The following is a 17,089-nucleotide window of genomic DNA, read 5'->3' on the forward strand; positions in this document are numbered from 1 at the left end:
CACGTGACCTCGGTCAGCCTGGGAATGCCAGCAGCCCCACCCCCCGTCCTTGCCCCCCGCCGGAAGACCCGGCAGATCAAGGTAGGGTCCGTTGGCGTCGGATCTGACTCGCCCATCAGCGTTCAGTCCATGACAACTACCCCCACCACGGATATCAACGCCACCCTCCAGCAGATCGCTGAACTGACGGCTTCCGGATGCGACATCGTACGCGTTGCCTGCCCGTCTGCCGACGACGCCGAGGCGCTGCCCATCATCGCCCGTAAGTCCCAGATTCCCGTGATCGCGGACATCCACTTCCAGCCGAAGTATGTCTTTGCCGCAATCGAGGCCGGCTGCGCTGCAGTCCGGGTCAACCCGGGCAACATCCGCAAGTTCGATGACCAGGTCAAAGAGATCGCTGCTGCGGCCCGTGACCATGGAACATCCATCCGGATCGGCGTCAACGCAGGCTCCCTCGAACCCGGCATCATGAAGAAGTACGGCAAGGCCACCCCGGAGGCTTTGGTTGAGTCCGCTGTGTGGGAAGCTTCCCTCTTCGAAGAGCACGGTTTCCACGACTTCAAGATTTCCGTCAAGCACAACGACCCCGTGATCATGGTGGCCGCATATGAGATGCTCGCGGAGAAGAGCGACTGGCCCCTGCACCTCGGTGTGACCGAGGCCGGTCCGGCATTCCAGGGCACCATCAAGTCGGCCACGGCCTTCGGTGCGCTCCTGTCGCGCGGCATTGGTGACACCATCCGTGTTTCCCTCTCGGCTCCGCCGGTGGAGGAAATCAAGGTGGGCAACCAGATCCTGCAATCCCTGAACCTGCGCCCGCGCAAGCTCGAGATCGTCTCCTGCCCGTCCTGTGGCCGCGCCCAGGTGGATGTGTACACGCTGGCCGAACAGGTGACCGCAGGGTTGGAAGGCATGGAGATTCCGCTGCGCGTTGCCGTGATGGGTTGCGTCGTCAATGGACCCGGCGAAGCCCGTGAAGCGGACCTCGGTGTGGCCTCCGGAAACGGCAAGGGCCAGATTTTCGTGAAGGGCGAAGTCATTAAGACTGTGCCTGAGAGCGAAATTGTTGAGACACTGATCGAAGAGGCCATGCGCATCGCCGAAGAGATGGGGGAGGCCGATGGCGAAGATGCTGTCAAGGGTAGCCCCGTGGTTAGCGTCTCGTAACGAGAACGGCTTGGGAGTCAGGGTGCTCGGCAGTGCCGACACCCTGGCCCTTCGCGCGCTTGCAAGCGAGGATGCGGTGGCCAACGTATTTATCCTCGCGCACTTGGAAAGTACCGGTTCAGCGGCGCCCACCAGCGGCGGTGCCAGCATTTTCGGAGTTTTTGAAGGCCAAACGCTCCTCGGTGCGTGTTGGGCCGGCGCCAATCTTGTCCCTGTGCAGCTCGATCCCGGCCTTGCAGGGTATGTGGCCACAGCTGCCCACGAAACGGGGCGCCGTTACGCGTCCATTTTCGGTCCGGCCGAAACCGTGATGGCCCTCTATGCGCGATTCGAGCAACTGGGGCATAGTGCCCACGAGGTACGCGCCCAGCAACCATTGCTCACCATTTCAGGTCCTCCCGTTATCGTCGCCAACCCGGCCCTGGCCTTCGGCACCCTGGCGGACTTTGATCGCATCCTGCCGGCGTGCGCGGCCATGTTCGAAGAAGAAGTGGGTTACTCTCCCTTCCTTGGAGGGCAGGAGTTCTACAGCAGGCGCGTTGCTGGACTCATTCGGGAGGGCCACTCGCTGGTCCACATTGATGCCAACGGCACTGTGGTCTTCAAAGCCGAGCTGGGGGCGGTCACGCGGGAGGTCACCCAGGTCCAGGGCGTGTGGATGAATCCCGAGCTGCGGGGCCGCGGCCACAGCGGGGGTTACATGGCCGCCGTCGTAAATCTCTCCAGAACCTTCGCGCCCGTGACGAGCCTTTACGTCAATGACTACAACACCAAAGCCCGGGCCACCTATGAGCGGGTGGGCTTCGAACAAGTGGGGACCTTCGCCACCGTGCTTTTCTAAAGTCGATGGGGAATCCAGTATTCTTGTCCATGTTGGCGACCGCCAGCACCGGAACACTTGACTCCATTGGGGAAACGAATGAACAAGAATACGCTGCGCGGTTTCGCCGTGTCGGGGCTGCTGGTCATGGGTCTTACCGCTTGCGGTGGCTCCGGCTCCTCCACGGATGCCGGTCCCGCACCGGCAAATGAAACCTCGACTCCTACGCCCACTGCGGCAAAGCAGTACACCTCGGCTGAACTTACAGACCTGGTCAAGCAGATCAAGCCAGCTGATGGCTCGGAACTGACTGTTACCGCCATTGACGACCTCGCTGCCCAAGCGAATCCGCTCAAGGAACTCATGGGTTCCATGAACATCGAACCGGCCGAGTGCAAGGATCTGGCCATGTCCGGCGCCTCGCAGTCCATTGAAGGCTCCACCGGCGCCACCGGGGCGAAGGTTGATACCGCAACCGGAAGCGTCTCCAGCGTAGCGTTGGTGTCCGGCGTTCCGGCGGAAACCCTGCAGAAGAGCCTCGAGGGGAGTGAGTCCCAGATCACCACGTGCTCCTCCATGAAGATGACCATGGGCGGCACAGCCTTGAGCATGAAAACCGAGAAGCTTGATGGGGTTGGTTCGGTCCCCGGCACTGTGGGACTTAAAACCACCATGACCCTCCCCGGTGGCCAGGCGCAGTCCACCGTGATGGCTTTCGCCGTCAAGGGCGGCGTGCTGATTTCCGCTACGGCATCGGGCCAGAACGGCGGCACAGACGGGGCAGCTGAGGCCGGCACCCTGATGGACCAGGCCGCGGCACTGGTCAAGTAGCCCTCACAGGCGCCAAGGACATCGTCAGGTGGTGGCTCCCGGGCCGTCCAGCTCTCCCGTAAGGTAGCGCTGGATGGTGGGGGCCACCATCTTTATGACGTCCTCCTTCGCTGCGCCGGCCAGCGGCTCGAGCTTGATGACGTAGCGGACCAGCATCAGGCCAATGACCTGACTGGCCACCAGATTGCTTCGCAGATGCCGTTCTTCCGGCGTGCCCGGCAAGCCTGCAACCACCCGGGACAAGATGACCCGGTTGACCATCTCGCGCATGAGCGCCGTCTTGGACTTGGAGCCCAGGGTTCCCCGGACGTAGGCCACCAATCCGTGCTGAGCGGGGCTTTCCCACAACCGCAGTACAGCCCGGACAATCGCCTCCGCCCTCACTGCAGGGTCCAGGGTTTCGACGCCGGCAAGAACCTCCGCGGGGTCGGCGGGCAATTCCACGCTGGCGGCAAAGAGCTCATCCTTGCCCCCGAAGAAGTGGTGCACCATGGCCGGATCCACGGATGACTCGCGGGCTACTTGCCGCAGGCTTGTCCCTTCGAAGCCTTGCTCGGCAAACAGTCTCCGCGCGGCGGTGAGGATGGCTTCGCGTGAATGGTCTCCTGAGCTGCGGCGGCCCCTGCGCGCCTGGGGGACGCTCATCGGGTTTGTCGTCGGAGGGTCAGGGATGCCAGGACCAGAACTCCCAGAACAATCCCGCCCATGATCAGGGCGTCCTGCCACATGGTGGCTGTTGCGTCCGCATTCTCCGCAACCTCCTTCAACGCATCCACGGAGAAGGTGAGCGGCAGAGCACCGGATATTGCTTCGAGGACCTCGTTCATGTCCTCCCGCGCCACGAACAGTCCGCACAACAGGATCTGCGGGACCACCACCACCGGCATGAACTGCACGGCTTGGAACTCGGTGCGGGCAAAGGCGGAACACAGGAGTCCGAGGGCGACGCCCAGGACGGCGTTGATGACGGCAATCATCACCACCAGGCCGGGGCTTCCCTTGATATCGAGGTCAAAAACCCAGTAGGCCACAGCTGTCGCCACCAGGGACTGCAGGGCCGCCATGATGGAGAAGGCCAGACCATAACCGAAGAGTAGGTCGGCCTTGTGGATGGGCGTGGTCAGGAGGCGCTCCAGAGTCCCGGAGGTGCGTTCCCTAAGCATGGTGATCGATGTGACCAGGAACATGACCACAAAGGGGAAGATGGCCAACATCATCAGGCCGACGCGGTCAAAGGTTCGGGGGAACCCCGGGGGGAGCGTTTCGTTTTCGAAGAGGAAATAGACGGCGGTCAGCAGTAGTGCAGGGACCACGAGGATCAGTGCAACGCTCCGGTGATCGTGCCGCAACTGCCCCAGGACCCGGACGGTGGTGGCAAGGGTCATGCGGACATTCATGACGACACCTGACGTTCTTGCCGGTCGCGGTCAGCGGCTCTGATGATGGTGAGGAACGCCCGCTCCAGATCTTCGCTCTGTCCACGTTCGGCCAGTTCGGCGGGAGTTAGCTGGGCCAGGAGGAGGCCATCACGCAGGAGCAGAAGCGAGGAGCAGTGGGAGGCTTCCTCCATCACGTGACTGGAGACCAGCAGGGTTGTTCCGGCAGCCGCCATGGCCGCAAAGCGCTCCCATAGCTCGGCCCTCAGTACAGGGTCGAGCCCGACAGTGGGCTCATCTAGAACCAACAGTTTCGGGTGGGCCACCAAGGCGCATGCCAGGGAGACCCGGCTGAATTGCCCGCCGGACAGGTCAGCTGCCTTATGGCGGGCAAGTGGTTCGAGCCCGACGGCGGCAATTGCCTCCGCGGTGTCCGCGGCGGTAGCGCCGTGCATGGCGCCAAAGTAGCGCACGTTCGCGTGCACGCTGAGGTCCGGGTAGACGCTGGCACCCTGGGTGACGTATCCGACGTCGTGCCTGAGCGATGCGCTGCCTGCGGGCCTGCCGAGGACGGTCACGGTTCCCTGGGTGATCCGTTGGACTCCGACGATTGCCCGCATGAGTGTTGTCTTGCCGCTGCCGGAAGGGCCCAGGAGTCCTGTGATCCGGCCGGCGTCAACGGTGAAGTCCAGGCCCTTGATGATCTTGCTGCGGGCGCGGTTTATATGAAGCCCCGTTGCCTTTATGGCTGCTGTAAGGGGTGTCATGCGAGCCTCCGATTGGGCACACTTAATTCATCGGATGATGAATTAAACCTAAGACGGGTGGGCAGGGCGGTCAAGGGCACTGCGTGGCGCTGTGGCCCGCCTTGAAAATGTGTCTACGATCACATAGGTTTTTCCCAAGCCGTGTCGTTGGGGTGCGGGTGGTACAGGGGGAATCATGATCAAGACCTTGACGGGCGCCATCGGCGGCCAAGCCATCCGTGAGCTCGGCAGTGACCAATGCTTCCCAGCCGCAGCTGATCCCGTTCCGCTGGAGGGAACGGCGATCTAGTCTCAGGACAGAGTCTGCGGCCGGCCGGCCGCTGAGCCACGCCATCGCAGGATGACCAGCCGGTTGCGGCCAGGGGCTTCCACACGCGACGGCGTGGCTCTTCTGTGTGCCAGCGGACCGGACGCCAATCCGGGCCTGTTCAAGTGGCCGCGCAGTCAGCCGGTAGATTAGTAGACAGTTGTTTTTGCCACATCTGCCATAGAAACGGATACGTACCCGTGGTCCTTCGCCTTTCCCAGCTGTTCCTGCGCACCCTGCGTGAAGATCCCGTCGACGCCGAGGTCGCCAGCCACAAGCTTCTGGTCCGCGCCGGCTACATCCGCCGCGCCGCGCCCGGTATCTACACGTGGTTGCCGCTGGGGCTGAGCGTCCTGCGCAAGGTGGAGGACATCATCCGCCAGGAAATGTCCGCCATCGGAGCACAGGAAGTCCACTTCCCGGCGCTGCTACCCCGCGAACCCTACGAGGCCACCAACCGTTGGACCGAATATGGCGACGGCCTGTTCCGCCTCCAGGACCGTAAGGGGGCGGACTACCTTCTGGCCCCCACGCATGAGGAAATGTTCACGCTCCTGGTCAAGGACCTGTACTCCTCATACAAGGACCTGCCGTTGAGCCTGTACCAGATCCAGAACAAGTACCGTGATGAAGCACGTCCCAGGGCGGGCCTCCTCCGTGGGCGCGAGTTCATCATGAAGGACTCTTACTCCTTCGACATCGATGACGCCGGCCTGGATGCCAGCTACGCCGCACACCGCGCGGCCTACCTGAAGATCTTTGAGCGCCTAGGCTTGGAAGTCATTCCCGTAGCAGCCACGGCGGGCGCCATGGGTGGTTCCAAGAGTGAGGAATTCCTGTTCCCCACCGAGATCGGCGAGGACACGTTCGTGCGCTCGGCCGGCGGCTACTACGCCAACGTCGAAGCCGTGACCACGGTTGTCCCGGACGAGGTCGACTTCAGCAACGCTCCGGCCGCACAGGTCCTGGACACGCCGAACACTCCCACCATCGAGACTCTTGTGGAGGCCGCCAACCAGCTGGCTCCGCGCAGCGAGTCCGACGGCGGCGCATGGACTGCCGCTGACACGCTCAAGAATGTTGTCCTCGCCGTCACGCTGCCCACGGGGGAGCGCCAGATCGTGGTGATCGGCGTTCCGGGAGACCGCGGAGTGGACCTCAAGCGCGTGGAAGCCAACATTGGCTCCCACCTGCCCATCGCCGGTGAAATCGGCCTCGAGGCCGCCAACGAAGAGGACCTCAAGAAGCTGCCGTGGCTGGTCAAGGGCTACATCGGACCCGGCCTGTCCCTCGGCGAGCCCGTTCTGGGCCTGGAAGGATCCTCCAAGGTTCTCTTCCTTGTGGATCCCCGCGTCGTCTCCGGCACCAGCTGGGTTACCGGTGCCAATGCTGATGGCAAGCACGTCTTTGGGCTGGTAGCGGGTCGTGATTTCGCGTGGGACGGCGTTCTCGAAAGCACCGATGTCCGTGCGGGCGACCCCGCCCCGGACGGTTCAGGACCGCTGGAAACTGCACGGGGCATCGAAATGGGCCACATCTTCCAGCTCGGCCGCAAGTACGCTGAGGCCTTGGACCTGAAGGTCCTGGACCAGAACGGCAAGCAGCAGGTTGTCACCATGGGCTCCTACGGCGTCGGCGTAACGCGTGCCGTCGCAGCGTTGGCTGAAGCCAACCATGACGACCGTGGTCTCGTGTGGCCGCGCTCGGTGGCTCCGGCCGATGTTCACGTCGTGGCTGTCGGTCGCGGCGATGAGATCTTCGAAGCAGCAGAAAAGCTTTCCCTTGAACTCGAAGCTGCAGGCCTGGACGTCATTTTCGATGACCGTCCCAAGGTTTCGCCCGGTGTGAAGTTCGGCGACGCCGAACTGGTGGGCGTCCCCACCATCCTGGCCGTTGGCCGAGGGCTCGTGGACGGTGTGGTTGAGATCAAGGACCGCCGCAGTGGCGAAGCCGAGAATATCGCGGTGGACAAGGCCGTGGACTACGTGGTCAACGCTGTACGAACCCGGTGATTTCCGGCTTCGAATCGATCCAGCTCACCACCCTCATCCTGATTGTGGTGGCTGGATTCGCAGCAGGCTGGGTGGACGCCGTAGTCGGGGGCGGGGGACTGATCCAGCTCCCCGCCCTGCTGCTGGTTCCAGGTATCACGCCCGTCCAGGCTTTGGCCACGAACAAAATGGGGTCCATTTTCGGGACCACCACCAGCGCGGTCACGTATTATCGCCGCGTCGGGCCGGATCTGAAGACCGCAATTCCCATGGCGGTGATCGCGCTGGCTGGGAGTTTCGGCGGGGCCATTCTCGCTGCCTCCCTGCCTGCCAGCGTTTTCAAGCCCATCATCGTGTTGGCGCTGATCGCAGTCGCCATCTTCACAGCCCTGCGTCCCAGCGCCGGTGAACTGACCGCCCTGCGCCACGACGGCCATAAGCATTACGTGGTGGCGTGCATGATCGGTGCCGTGATCGGCTTTTACGACGGCCTGATCGGTCCGGGTACGGGCTCGTTCCTGGTCATAGCGCTCGTTTCGGCCATGGGTTATGCGTTCCTGGAAGCCAGCGCCAAAGCGAAGATCGTCAACATGGCCACCAATGCCGGCGCGCTGATTTTCTTCCTCCCCCACGGCTCCCTGCTGTGGGGCGTAGGCCTCATCCTTGGCCTGGCCAATATGGCAGGCGGCTACCTCGGTGCCAGGACCGCTGTGGCCAAGGGAAGTAAGTTTGTGCGCCTTGTCTTCCTGATCGTGGTGGCTGCGCTGATCATCAAACTTGGCATTGACGTCTGGAACGAGAACTTCGCAGGGTAGGGCCGGCGCGGCCTAAGTCAGATAAAACTGCCGTTGGCGTTGGCAAGCGTCCTCAAACCGCGGACGACGGCGTGCGGCACCAAAGCGCTCGACGCCGGGTTGCCGAGGGAAGCCTGGTTGGTGACACGTGTATCGAAGAGCCCCAGGCTCGTCTCGGCCAGGACATGGTGGGTTGTCTGCTTGGCTGCGGGGTCAGCAATCAACGCAGCTTCCACCACATCCCAGTCACCGGCTGCCAGCGCCAACGCGGACACCACGTTGGTTGACTTGGGGAAGGCCTTGATCAGCTCTGCCGGTCCACCCCGCAGGAGTTCAACCGGCCTGGTAGCTTCCAGGAGTGATTCTTTCGTTTCCCCGTCCATCCATGGCTGGATCAAAGCAGCAGGAAGTTTTCGCGATTCCACGGTGATGCGATAAATGGTTCCGCCCGCGGAGGCCGCTGTGATCGCATCCAGGCCGCCCAGCGCACCGGTTGTCAGGAACGTTCGGCCTGGACCGTCGTCGAGCAGTGTTTTCCTCAGCGAGGCCTCACATAAGGCTCCGATCGACGTGACCAGAAAGTCCTTCCCGGCCGAAATACTCCGGGGACCGAACTCGGCGACTGCTGCGACACCGGCGCACTCCACCACCACGTCAGCTACGTCCATGGCTTCTTCGAAGCTGAAACCTGTCCTGGTTTTCCCGTGGGGAACAACACCGGCGAGTTCGATGCCTGGGGCGGTCCCGGCGTCGAGCAGTTCCGCCACCCGCGATCCAATGGCGCCCGAACCAATGAGAGCAACTTTCAGGACCACGGTGTCAGGCTGCTTCGCCGGGGTCGGGGAGATCGTGTGCCCGGGGAAGGGCGTCGAGCCTGTTGCCGGCCAGGGTGCTTGCGACCCACAGGGAACGGGCAAGATCACCGGAGTGCCGCGGTTTTGCTGCATACCATAAAGCGTTCTGCACCTCACGGGCTATGCTCCATTGCCGTGCAACGTCAGGATCCAATCCAGCGGCACGGCTGAAGTCCTGGCACCGCTCCAGCAGCCCGGCCTCCGGATCCGTCCGGGGAAGATCGCGGATGCGGTTCCACAGGATCGGGGCGACGGCGAACTCGGCCTCCCCAATCTGTGGTTGCGGATCAATAGCCAGATAGTCGCCGCGCAGGGACAGCTTTTCGGCGCTGGTAGTGGCAAGAATATTCATGAAATGCAGGTCAGTGTGCACCAGGACATCCTTGCCTGAACGGCGCCCTACGGCCCCGCGCGTCTGGCAGACCTCCAGTGCCGCTTCCAGCAACCATCGAGGGAAGGGACGGTCCAGGCGGTCCCATTCGGCAGGCAGTTCATCGCTCCATCGCTCGGCGGTTGCGGCGACGTGGTCCAAAACCCGCCACTCCACCCTTCCGTCCGGTTGGATCGAGAGCTCGCGCATAATGGCCCCCCATGCGTCCCTGGCTTCGTCCAGAGGGGCGTCCTGGAGCCAACGGGAGGCGTCCAGGCGTTCGAGCAGCATGGTGCAACTGGCATCGTCCGAGGCCAGGAGGCGGACAGCGCCCCGGCCGTTCCACAGGGCCAGTGCATAGCGCTCCACCAGTGCTTCTTCGTGGGGATAAGCGATCTTCAGCGCTGCGGGGGTGGAGCCCTGAAGGACTGGCACCACCAAGGCTCCGTGGCCATTCCAAGGCTCATCGCCTGGCACCAAATCCACTGAGAGCCCCCAACGGTCCAACGCCTCGGAGATGAGCCCCGGGAGGCTTGCGAGCCAATCCCTGCCCGCGGAGTCGCGGTTGTACCGGGCGTGGAGGTCGCCCGGTATGGGAATCATCGCGTGAAGGTTCACGGCAACAGCCTAACTCCGCACTGCCACGCGTCCCTTAGAAAACGCCGCTGGCCCCCAACAGGGTTCCGATGGAGAACGTGGCAGCCAGCGCGAGGGCCCCGCCCAGCACCACCCGGACCGCTGCACGGAAGCGGGAAGCACCGCCGAGCCACGCACCAACCGCGCCAGTGATCGCCAAGGCAAGCAGGACTGCGACGAACGTTAGGGGAACCCGCATCCCCGGTGGCGGCAGCAAGATGGCCAGCATGGGAAGAATCGCTCCCAAAGTGAACGCTACGGCCGAGGCAAAGGCTGCGTTCCAAGGGCTGACGATGTCATCTTCATGGATATTGAGCTCGGCCGAGAGGTGTGCGGCCAAGGCGTCGTGCTCGGTCAGCTCCTGTGCAACGGTCCGGGCGGTCTCTGCACTGAGCCCTTTGGACTCGTAGATCGCGGCCAACTCGTTGAGCTCATCTTCCGGCTGCTCCGCCAGCTCACGTTTTTCTTTTTCGATGAGGGCTTTCTGGGTGTCACTTTGGCTGCTGACGGACACGTACTCGCCCAAAGCCATGGAGATGGCGCCACCCACCAGGCCAGCGGCGCCCGCGGAGAGAATCAGGCCGGTGTTGGTGGTGGCACCGGCAACGCCCACCACGATTGCCGCGACGGACACGATTCCGTCATTGGCGCCCAGGACGCCCGCCCGCAGCCAGTTCAGCCGATGTGCCAGATCGTCACGGTGCGGTTCATTCTCGTGCGTGGTGGCAGTTTCTGTGGAAGCCATGCATCAAGCCAAGCACCGGCAGGCTGTCCTGACCAGCATGGCTAGGCTCGCCTATCCGCCCTGGGAAGCTGGCGTGCTAGTGGGCGTAGGCAAGGAAGGCAGTTCGCCGGCGTCGAGCATGAGTCCCGGCAGCGCAGGCAGCTGCGCGCCCCAAGCGAGGCTCCTGCGGGCGGCTGCCACCAGGTTGTCCAGGGCCCATGTGCGGGTCTCGCCCGTGGACAGGGCAGCAAGGTCACCGAATCGAGGCAGCGAGGCAAGCTCTACCGAGCCAAGGAATGTAGCGGGATCCTGAGTGAAAGTATCCGGCAGCCGGTAGCCCGCCTCGCCCGTGGGTGCATCCGCGCAGTTGGCGCTGGTGACTGCTTCAGCCTCCCGGAGGAGCGCTTGGTGAACTTGCAAGTGCTTGGCAGCGGCCGCCGACTTCGTCTCGTCCAGCCTCTTCAAGGCCACTTGGTATACGTAGATCGCCTCCTGCTGTGAGCGAACAACCGCAGCCAGGGCTGTGTCGGTGGTCGCGGACATCGGCTCCGGGGTGGGGTTTGCTGAGGGGCATGAGGCAGCCAAAGGTGTCGCCGTGGGGGCCTTGGTCTCCGACGCCCGTGTCTGCTCCGGCAGGGGCAACTGCCATGCGGCAGCCAACTTTTCGGCCTGCAGCACCTGCGCGGTTCCGACGGCGGCGAGCAGCCGGGCGATCCCGCCGTCGGCCTTGCGCGCGTCGTCCAAGCGCTTCCAGCCGCTGCCGGCCAGCCCGGCCAGGAAGGATGCACGGCTGCTTTGTTCCGCTGCAGCCGAGGACTGACGGGGTGAGGGGGCTGCCCCTGACAGGGTGGCACTGGATGTCGTTCCGCGAGGGTCGAATAAGGCCTGAGCGTGGGTTGTCAGCAAAGTCACAGCGCTGCCGGACATGGGCTTTCCGGCCTCGGGAGCCGCGGACTTCGCCAGCGTCGTGGCCGATTCCCGCAGCAGCAGCGTGTCCTCCAACGCCGTCAAACGTGCTGTTTCGGTGAACGAGACAGCCGGGGGAGTGCCGGAATCACGCGGAAGAAGGACCATTCCGGTGCCTGCAACAAGCAGTGCCACCACGGCAACCAGTAAAACCCGGCCCCAAGGTGGTGTTCGTCGTTTTTCGCTTGTTTCCCCGTTCACAACAGACCATGGTGTCACGTGGATGAGGAAGTCCGTGCACCATGTTCCCGGGAAAATCGTTAGGCTAGTAGTCACAACAACATCTATCGGGAGGCGGCGGGCAACGTGAGTGACTCGGAAGCCACGACTTCAACAGACCGTTCTGAATCGAACTCAACGGCCACCATCCACAACCCGGAAGAGAGCAGGCTTAGGGCGCTGCTTGAACCGGCTGTCCTTGCCAACAGGCTCTACCTCGAGGATGTTTCCATCCACGTTGCCGGTTCACACCGCACGGTCCACGTCGTGGTGGACCTTCCCCAGGAAGAGACCGGAGGCGTCAGCCTTGACGCCATCGCAGAGGTCTCACGCGGACTGTCCGATATTCTGGACAACGATCCCCATGACGACGGCCGTCCCTACGACCTTGAGGTTTCATCCCCTGGAGTAAGCCGTCCTTTGACCGAACCGCGTCACTGGCACCGCGCCCGCGGCCGTATGGTCAGGGTCAACGTCATCCAGGGAGAAAACCTTCTGGGCCGCATTACCTCCGTGGGGGAAGATGCTGTGACGCTCATCCCCGAGCACGAGGTCAAGAAGGGCATGAAGCCCAAGCAGGGCGAACCCATCACTATTCCTTTCGACAGGATCCGCCAAGGAAAAGTCGAGATTGAATTCAGCCACCTCCACGAGGCTGCGCTGGAAGACGAGCACAACGGACCTTCCGAGGAGGCCTAATGGATATTGACATGAGCGCACTGAGACTCCTGGAGCGTGAGCGTGAAATCCCGCTGGATCTCCTGATTCCCACCATCGAACAAGCGCTGCTGGTGGCGTACCACAAGACGCCCGGCGCCTTCGAAAAGGCCCGTGCCGAGTTGGACCGCAAGAGCGGTCACGTGACCATTTGGGCTACGGAAATCGACGACGACGGTGAGCCCATCGGCGAGTTCGAAGACACCCCTGCCGGTTTTGGCCGCATCGCCGCCAGCACGGCCCGCCAGATCATTCTGCAGCGTCTTCGCGACGTGGAAGACGACAACGTGCTGGGCGAGTTCAAAGGCCGTGAAGGCGAACTTGTGGCCGGCATGATCCAGCAGGGCAACAACCCGCACATGATTCAGGTCAACCTCGGATCCGTGGAAGCATTGCTGCCCCCGCCCGAGCAAGTCCCCGGTGAGAAGTACCTCCACGGAAGCCGCTTGCGTGCTTTTGTGGTGGACGTCCACCGCGGCGCCAAGGGTCCGTCCATCACTTTGTCCCGTTCGCACCCCGGGCTGGTCCGCAAGTTGTTCGAAATGGAAGTTCCGGAAATTGCGGATCACTCTGTGGAGATCGTCGCACTGGCCCGTGAAGCCGGCCACCGTACCAAGATCGCGGTCAAGGCCAACACTGCCGGCATCAACGCCAAGGGTGCATGCATCGGCGAAATGGGTTCCCGCGTCCGGGCAGTCATGACCGAACTCAACGACGAAAAGATCGACATCGTTGACTTCAGCGACGACCCCGCAACCTTCATTGCCAACTCCTTGTCGCCGTCGCGAGTGAATTCCGTCACTATCACGGACGAAGCAACCCGCTCGGCCCGCGTAGTAGTGCCCGACTACCAGCTTTCCCTGGCGATCGGCAAAGAGGGCCAGAACGCGCGGCTCGCAGCCAAGCTGACTGGCTGGCGCATCGATATCATCTCCGATGCCGCTCCCGCTAAGGCTGACTAGCTCTTGAACCGGCGGTTGTGCCGCCCGTTTAGCGCCGCGCTGGCGGCATCCTTGGTTTCGGGAGACCGGGGCAGGGGGGCTAGACTAGATGGAACCGGGCTTACGTCCGGTATCCACGCGCTTTGGCGTGCCTCAGCTGCATGCGCAGGACCGGGGCCCGTCGGGTGCCAGTAGCGTAAGGCAGGTTGGACACGTCGTGGCTGAACTGCTTGAACATGGCCATGGGCCTGTTCGCACGTGCATCGGATGCCGGAAGCAAGGCTCCCGGTCCGAGCTTGTCCGGCTGGTCGCCCAAGGCAGCGGTTCTTCCGCAGTCCTGGTCGACGTTCGACGCCGGATGGCTGGCAGGGGTGCATGGCTTCACCCCAGCGAAAAGTGCTTGACATTGGCAATCAAGCGGCGAGCTTTCGGAAGGGCCCTTGCGGGTGCTTCCGATGCAGGCGCCGTGGAACGATACCTGATGTCCGGTGCGCCCCTTGTGGAGGCCCAGGCCGCCGCAGGAAAACCGTCCAAACCTGAAAGCGGGTCAGAAAACTGATGGAAACCCGATGAGTTCCCAGCGATGAGTGCGTAACGATGACAACTTTGTTGCGCTCTGCAATGGGCCTTTCAATCGCGCAAGCGGCGAAGGCCCGCAGTAAGAAGTAGACGGTTCGTGCCTGGCTCGGTGCGGACCGAGACAGGAGAAATGTGGCCAAGGTCCGCGTACATGAGCTCGCCAAAGAGCTCGGTATTACTTCCAAAGATGCAGTAACCAAACTGCAGGAATTGGGCGAATTCGTTCGCTCCGCCTCGTCAACAATTGAGGCCCCCGTCGTGAAGAAGCTTCGCGACGCATACCCGGGTGCCGGCGCTGCCAAGGCCGCCGCTCCCGCAGCAGCTCCGGCGGCAAACCGCCCAGCAGCATCCCGTCCGGCCGCTCCGGCACCGGGTCCTGCAGCTCCGAAGGCTCCGGCCCCGGCACCTGCAGCCCCCGCTCCGGCAGCCCCTGCGGCTGCTGCACCGGCAGCTCCTGCAACACCGTCAGCACCTGCCCCGGCAGCACCTGCAGCTCCTGCTGCGTCCACTCCGGTTTCGGCCAAGCCCGGCGCCCGTCCTGCCCCCAAGGCAGAGACTCCGGCTCCGGCACGTCAAGGTGGCCAGGCTCCGCGTCCCGGCGGTCCCCGTCCGGGCAACAACCCGTTCGCTACGTCCCAGGGCATGCCCCGCGGCCGTGGTGGCGACGGAGACCGTCCGCCGCGTCCGGGCAACAACCCGTTCGCACCGTCCCAGGGCATGCCCCGAGGCGAACGCCGTAACGACGGCGAACGCCCCGGCGGTCCCCGTCCCGCAGCTGGTACGGGTGGACCCCGTCCCGCAGCAGGTACCGGTGGTCCCCGTCCGGGCGCTCCGCGTCCCGGTGCACCCCGTCCGGGCGCTCCGCGTCCCGCTGGCGGTCCCGGTGCAGGAAACCGTCCTACTCCGGGCATGATGCCCAACCGCACTGAGCGTCCGGCTCCCGGTGGCGCAGGCCGTCCGGGTGGCGCAGGCCGTCCCGGTGGCGGACCCGGTCGTCCCGGTGGCGCACCTGGTGCAGGTACCGGTGGCGGCGCTCCCGCCGGCGGTGGCTTCGGCAAGGGTGGCCGCGGTCGCGGTGGCACCCAGGGTGCCTTCGGCAAGGGCGGCGCCGGTCGTGGCAAGCAGCGCAAGTCCAAGCGTGCAAAGCGCCAGGAACTGGAGCAGATGAGTGCTCCGTCGCTGGGCGGCGTATCGGTACCCCGCGGTGATGGCGAGACCATCATCCGCCTGCGTCGTGGCTCGTCCATCACGGACTTTGCCGAGAAGATCGATGCAAACCCCGCGTCGCTGGTGACCGTGCTGTTCCACCTCGGTGAAATGGCAACGGCTACGCAGTCCCTCGACGAAGACACCTTTGGCCTGCTTGGCGCCGAACTTGGCTACAAGCTCCAGGTTGTTTCCCCTGAGGATGAAGAGCGCGAGCTGCTGGATCAGTTCGACATCAACATCCAGGACGAACTCGACGCCGAAGGTGACGACGTTCTCGAGGCCCGCGCACCGGTTGTTACCGTCATGGGCCACGTTGACCACGGTAAGACCCGCCTGTTGGACGCCATCCGCAACTCGAACGTTGTGGCCGGCGAGCACGGTGGCATCACCCAGCACATCGGTGCTTACCAGATCAGCCACGTCCACGAGGGCACGGCCCGCGACATCACCTTCATTGACACCCCCGGTCACGAGGCCTTCACGGCCATGCGTGCACGTGGTGCCAAGGTCACTGACATCGCGATCCTGGTTGTTGCAGCCGACGACGGCGTTATGCCGCAGACGGTGGAAGCACTCAACCACGCCCAGGCAGCCAACGTGCCGATCGTCGTCGCAGTGAACAAGATCGACAAGGAAGGCGCCAACCCTGACAAGGTCAAGGGCCAGCTGACCGAGTACGGCCTGGTTCCGGAAGAATACGGTGGCGACACCATGTTCGTTGAGGTCTCTGCCCGCCAGAACCTCAACATCGACGAACTGATCGACGCCGTCCTGCTGACGGCCGACGCTGCCTTGGACCTGCGCGCCAACCCGGACAAGGACGCTCGAGGCATTGCCATCGAAGCGAACCTGGACAAGGGCCGCGGTGCTGTTGCAACCGTCCTGGTTCAGTCCGGAACCTTGGCAGTGGGCGACACGATCGTTGCCGGTACGGCTCACGGCCGCGTCCGCGCCATGTTCGACGAGAACGGCGAGGCACTCGATGTCGCACTGCCGTCCCGCCCGGTTCAGGTCCTCGGTCTGTCCAACGTGCCGCGTGCAGGTGACACCTTCCTGGTGACCCCTGACGAGCGTACGGCCCGCCAGATCGCCGAGAAGCGTGAAGCTGCCGACCGCAACGCCGCACTGGCCAAGCGCCGCAAGCGCATCAGCCTGGAAGACTTCGACCAGGCCGTTGCCGAAGGCAAGATCGACACCCTTAACCTCATCCTCAAGGGTGACGTGTCCGGTGCCGTGGAAGCCCTCGAAGACGCCTTGCTCAAGATCGACGTCGGAGACGACGACGTTCAGCTTCGTGTCATCCACCGCGGTGTGGGTGCCATCACGCAGAACGACGTCAACCTGGCCACGGTTGACAACGCCATCATCATTGGCTTCAACGTCAAGCCGGCCGAGCGTGTTGCTGAACTGGCCGATCGTGAAGGCGTGGACATGCGCTTCTACTCGGTCATCTACGCAGCAATCGATGACATCGAGATGGCTCTCAAGGGCATGCTCAAGCCGGAATACGAAGAAGTCCAGCTCGGTACCGCCGAGGTTCGCGAAGTCTTCCGTTCTTCCAAGTTCGGAAACATCGCCGGCTCGATCGTCCGCACTGGCATCATCCGCCGTAACTCCAAGGCACGTGTCAGCCGCGACGGCAAGGTCATCGGTGACAACCTCACCGTTGAGACGCTCAAGCGCTTCAAGGATGACGCCACTGAAGTCCGCACCGACTTCGAGTGTGGTATCGGTCTTGGCTCCTTCAATGACATCACTGAAGGCGACATCATCGAGACCTTCGAAATGCGCGAAAAGCCGCGTAACTAGGTTCCGTAT

Annotated in this window: 16 protein-coding genes; 9 read left to right on the forward strand and 7 right to left on the reverse strand. The window is 63.4% G+C overall.

The window, feature by feature from the left end:
* The first annotated feature begins 3 nt into the window (after window positions 1-3).
* The 3 genes from ispG to LDN70_RS07570 all read left to right on the forward strand — a co-directional run bounded on the left by ispG (window position 4) and on the right by LDN70_RS07570 (window position 2,821).
* Window positions 4-1,170 carry a flavodoxin-dependent (E)-4-hydroxy-3-methylbut-2-enyl-diphosphate synthase gene (gene ispG, locus LDN70_RS07560; RefSeq protein WP_223942211.1) on the forward strand — a complete coding sequence of 389 codons (1,167 nt, stop codon included), beginning with the start codon at window positions 4-6 and terminating at the stop codon, window positions 1,168-1,170.
* Window positions 1,133-2,011, forward strand: coding sequence for a GNAT family N-acetyltransferase (locus LDN70_RS07565; protein WP_223942612.1), 879 nt, complete (start codon window positions 1,133-1,135; stop codon window positions 2,009-2,011). Before ispG ends, LDN70_RS07565 begins: the two co-directional genes overlap by 38 nt.
* A gap of 78 nt (window positions 2,012-2,089) precedes the next feature.
* Window positions 2,090-2,821 carry a hypothetical protein gene (locus tag LDN70_RS07570; protein ID WP_223942212.1) on the forward strand — a complete coding sequence of 244 codons (732 nt, stop codon included), beginning with the start codon at window positions 2,090-2,092 and terminating at the stop codon, window positions 2,819-2,821.
* Window positions 2,822-2,845: 24 nt separating this feature from the next.
* Here LDN70_RS07570 and LDN70_RS07575 read toward each other — a convergent pair whose 3' ends face one another.
* Genes LDN70_RS07575 through LDN70_RS07585 form a run of 3 tightly spaced genes read right to left on the reverse strand, consistent with a single transcriptional unit; the run spans window position 2,846 to window position 4,964 of the window.
* Window positions 2,846-3,466: a TetR/AcrR family transcriptional regulator gene (locus LDN70_RS07575; protein ID WP_142939670.1), complete on the reverse strand. Its 621-nt coding sequence runs from the start codon at window positions 3,464-3,466 to the stop codon at window positions 2,846-2,848.
* Complete coding sequence (locus tag LDN70_RS07580; RefSeq protein ID WP_142939669.1) at window positions 3,463-4,206, reverse strand: ABC transporter permease; 744 nt, start codon at window positions 4,204-4,206, stop codon at window positions 3,463-3,465. The genes LDN70_RS07575 and LDN70_RS07580 overlap by 4 nt, the downstream gene beginning before the upstream one ends.
* A gap of 8 nt (window positions 4,207-4,214) precedes the next feature.
* Window positions 4,215-4,964, reverse strand: a complete 750-nt coding sequence (locus tag LDN70_RS07585) for an ABC transporter ATP-binding protein (RefSeq protein ID WP_223942213.1) — start codon at window positions 4,962-4,964, stop codon at window positions 4,215-4,217.
* A 507-nt stretch (window positions 4,965-5,471) separates the two neighbouring features.
* On the opposite strand from LDN70_RS07585, the gene LDN70_RS07590 reads away from it, so the two are divergent.
* Both LDN70_RS07590 and LDN70_RS07595 read left to right on the forward strand, forming a co-directional pair.
* A complete protein-coding gene (locus tag LDN70_RS07590; RefSeq protein WP_223942214.1) occupies window positions 5,472-7,283 on the forward strand; it encodes a proline--tRNA ligase in 1,812 nt (603 codons plus the stop codon).
* Window positions 7,280-8,077: a sulfite exporter TauE/SafE family protein gene (locus LDN70_RS07595; protein ID WP_166842835.1), complete on the forward strand. Its 798-nt coding sequence runs from the start codon at window positions 7,280-7,282 to the stop codon at window positions 8,075-8,077. Before LDN70_RS07590 ends, LDN70_RS07595 begins: the two co-directional genes overlap by 4 nt.
* Window positions 8,078-8,094: 17 nt before the next feature.
* Here the strand turns inward: LDN70_RS07595 and LDN70_RS07600 are convergent, their stop codons facing one another.
* Genes LDN70_RS07600 through LDN70_RS07615 form a run of 4 tightly spaced genes read right to left on the reverse strand, consistent with a single transcriptional unit; the run spans window position 8,095 to window position 11,744 of the window.
* Complete coding sequence (locus LDN70_RS07600) at window positions 8,095-8,871, reverse strand: aspartate dehydrogenase domain-containing protein (protein WP_223942215.1); 777 nt, start codon at window positions 8,869-8,871, stop codon at window positions 8,095-8,097.
* A gap of 4 nt (window positions 8,872-8,875) precedes the next feature.
* Entirely contained in the window at window positions 8,876-9,898 is a 1,023-nt protein-coding gene (locus LDN70_RS07605; protein WP_223942216.1) for an aminoglycoside phosphotransferase family protein, read from the reverse strand.
* 34 nt (window positions 9,899-9,932) lie between these two features.
* Window positions 9,933-10,661 carry a VIT1/CCC1 transporter family protein gene (locus LDN70_RS07610; RefSeq protein ID WP_166842833.1) on the reverse strand — a complete coding sequence of 243 codons (729 nt, stop codon included), beginning with the start codon at window positions 10,659-10,661 and terminating at the stop codon, window positions 9,933-9,935.
* A 51-nt stretch (window positions 10,662-10,712) separates the two neighbouring features.
* Window positions 10,713-11,744 carry a DUF4439 domain-containing protein gene (locus LDN70_RS07615; RefSeq protein ID WP_223942217.1) on the reverse strand — a complete coding sequence of 344 codons (1,032 nt, stop codon included), beginning with the start codon at window positions 11,742-11,744 and terminating at the stop codon, window positions 10,713-10,715.
* A gap of 168 nt (window positions 11,745-11,912) precedes the next feature.
* Between LDN70_RS07615 and rimP the strand changes: the two genes are divergently transcribed.
* The 4 genes from rimP (at window position 11,913) to infB (ending at window position 17,080) form a co-directional block, all read left to right on the forward strand.
* Window positions 11,913-12,524 (forward strand): ribosome maturation factor RimP, encoded by a 612-nt coding sequence (gene rimP / locus LDN70_RS07620; RefSeq protein ID WP_166842831.1) that lies wholly within the window; start codon window positions 11,913-11,915, stop codon window positions 12,522-12,524.
* Window positions 12,524-13,504: a transcription termination factor NusA gene (nusA, locus tag LDN70_RS07625; RefSeq protein WP_142939661.1), complete on the forward strand. Its 981-nt coding sequence runs from the start codon at window positions 12,524-12,526 to the stop codon at window positions 13,502-13,504. The genes rimP and nusA overlap by 1 nt, the downstream gene beginning before the upstream one ends.
* An 88-nt stretch (window positions 13,505-13,592) precedes the next feature.
* Window positions 13,593-14,042, forward strand: coding sequence for a YlxR family protein (locus LDN70_RS07630; RefSeq protein WP_166842830.1), 450 nt, complete (start codon window positions 13,593-13,595; stop codon window positions 14,040-14,042).
* A 152-nt stretch (window positions 14,043-14,194) separates the two neighbouring features.
* A complete protein-coding gene (gene infB / locus LDN70_RS07635; protein WP_166842829.1) occupies window positions 14,195-17,080 on the forward strand; it encodes a translation initiation factor IF-2 in 2,886 nt (961 codons plus the stop codon).
* The last annotated feature ends 9 nt before the right edge of the window (window positions 17,081-17,089 follow it).

It is taken from the genome of Arthrobacter sp. StoSoilB22 (genome assembly GCF_019977315.1).
Lineage (GTDB): Bacteria > Actinomycetota > Actinomycetes > Actinomycetales > Micrococcaceae > Arthrobacter.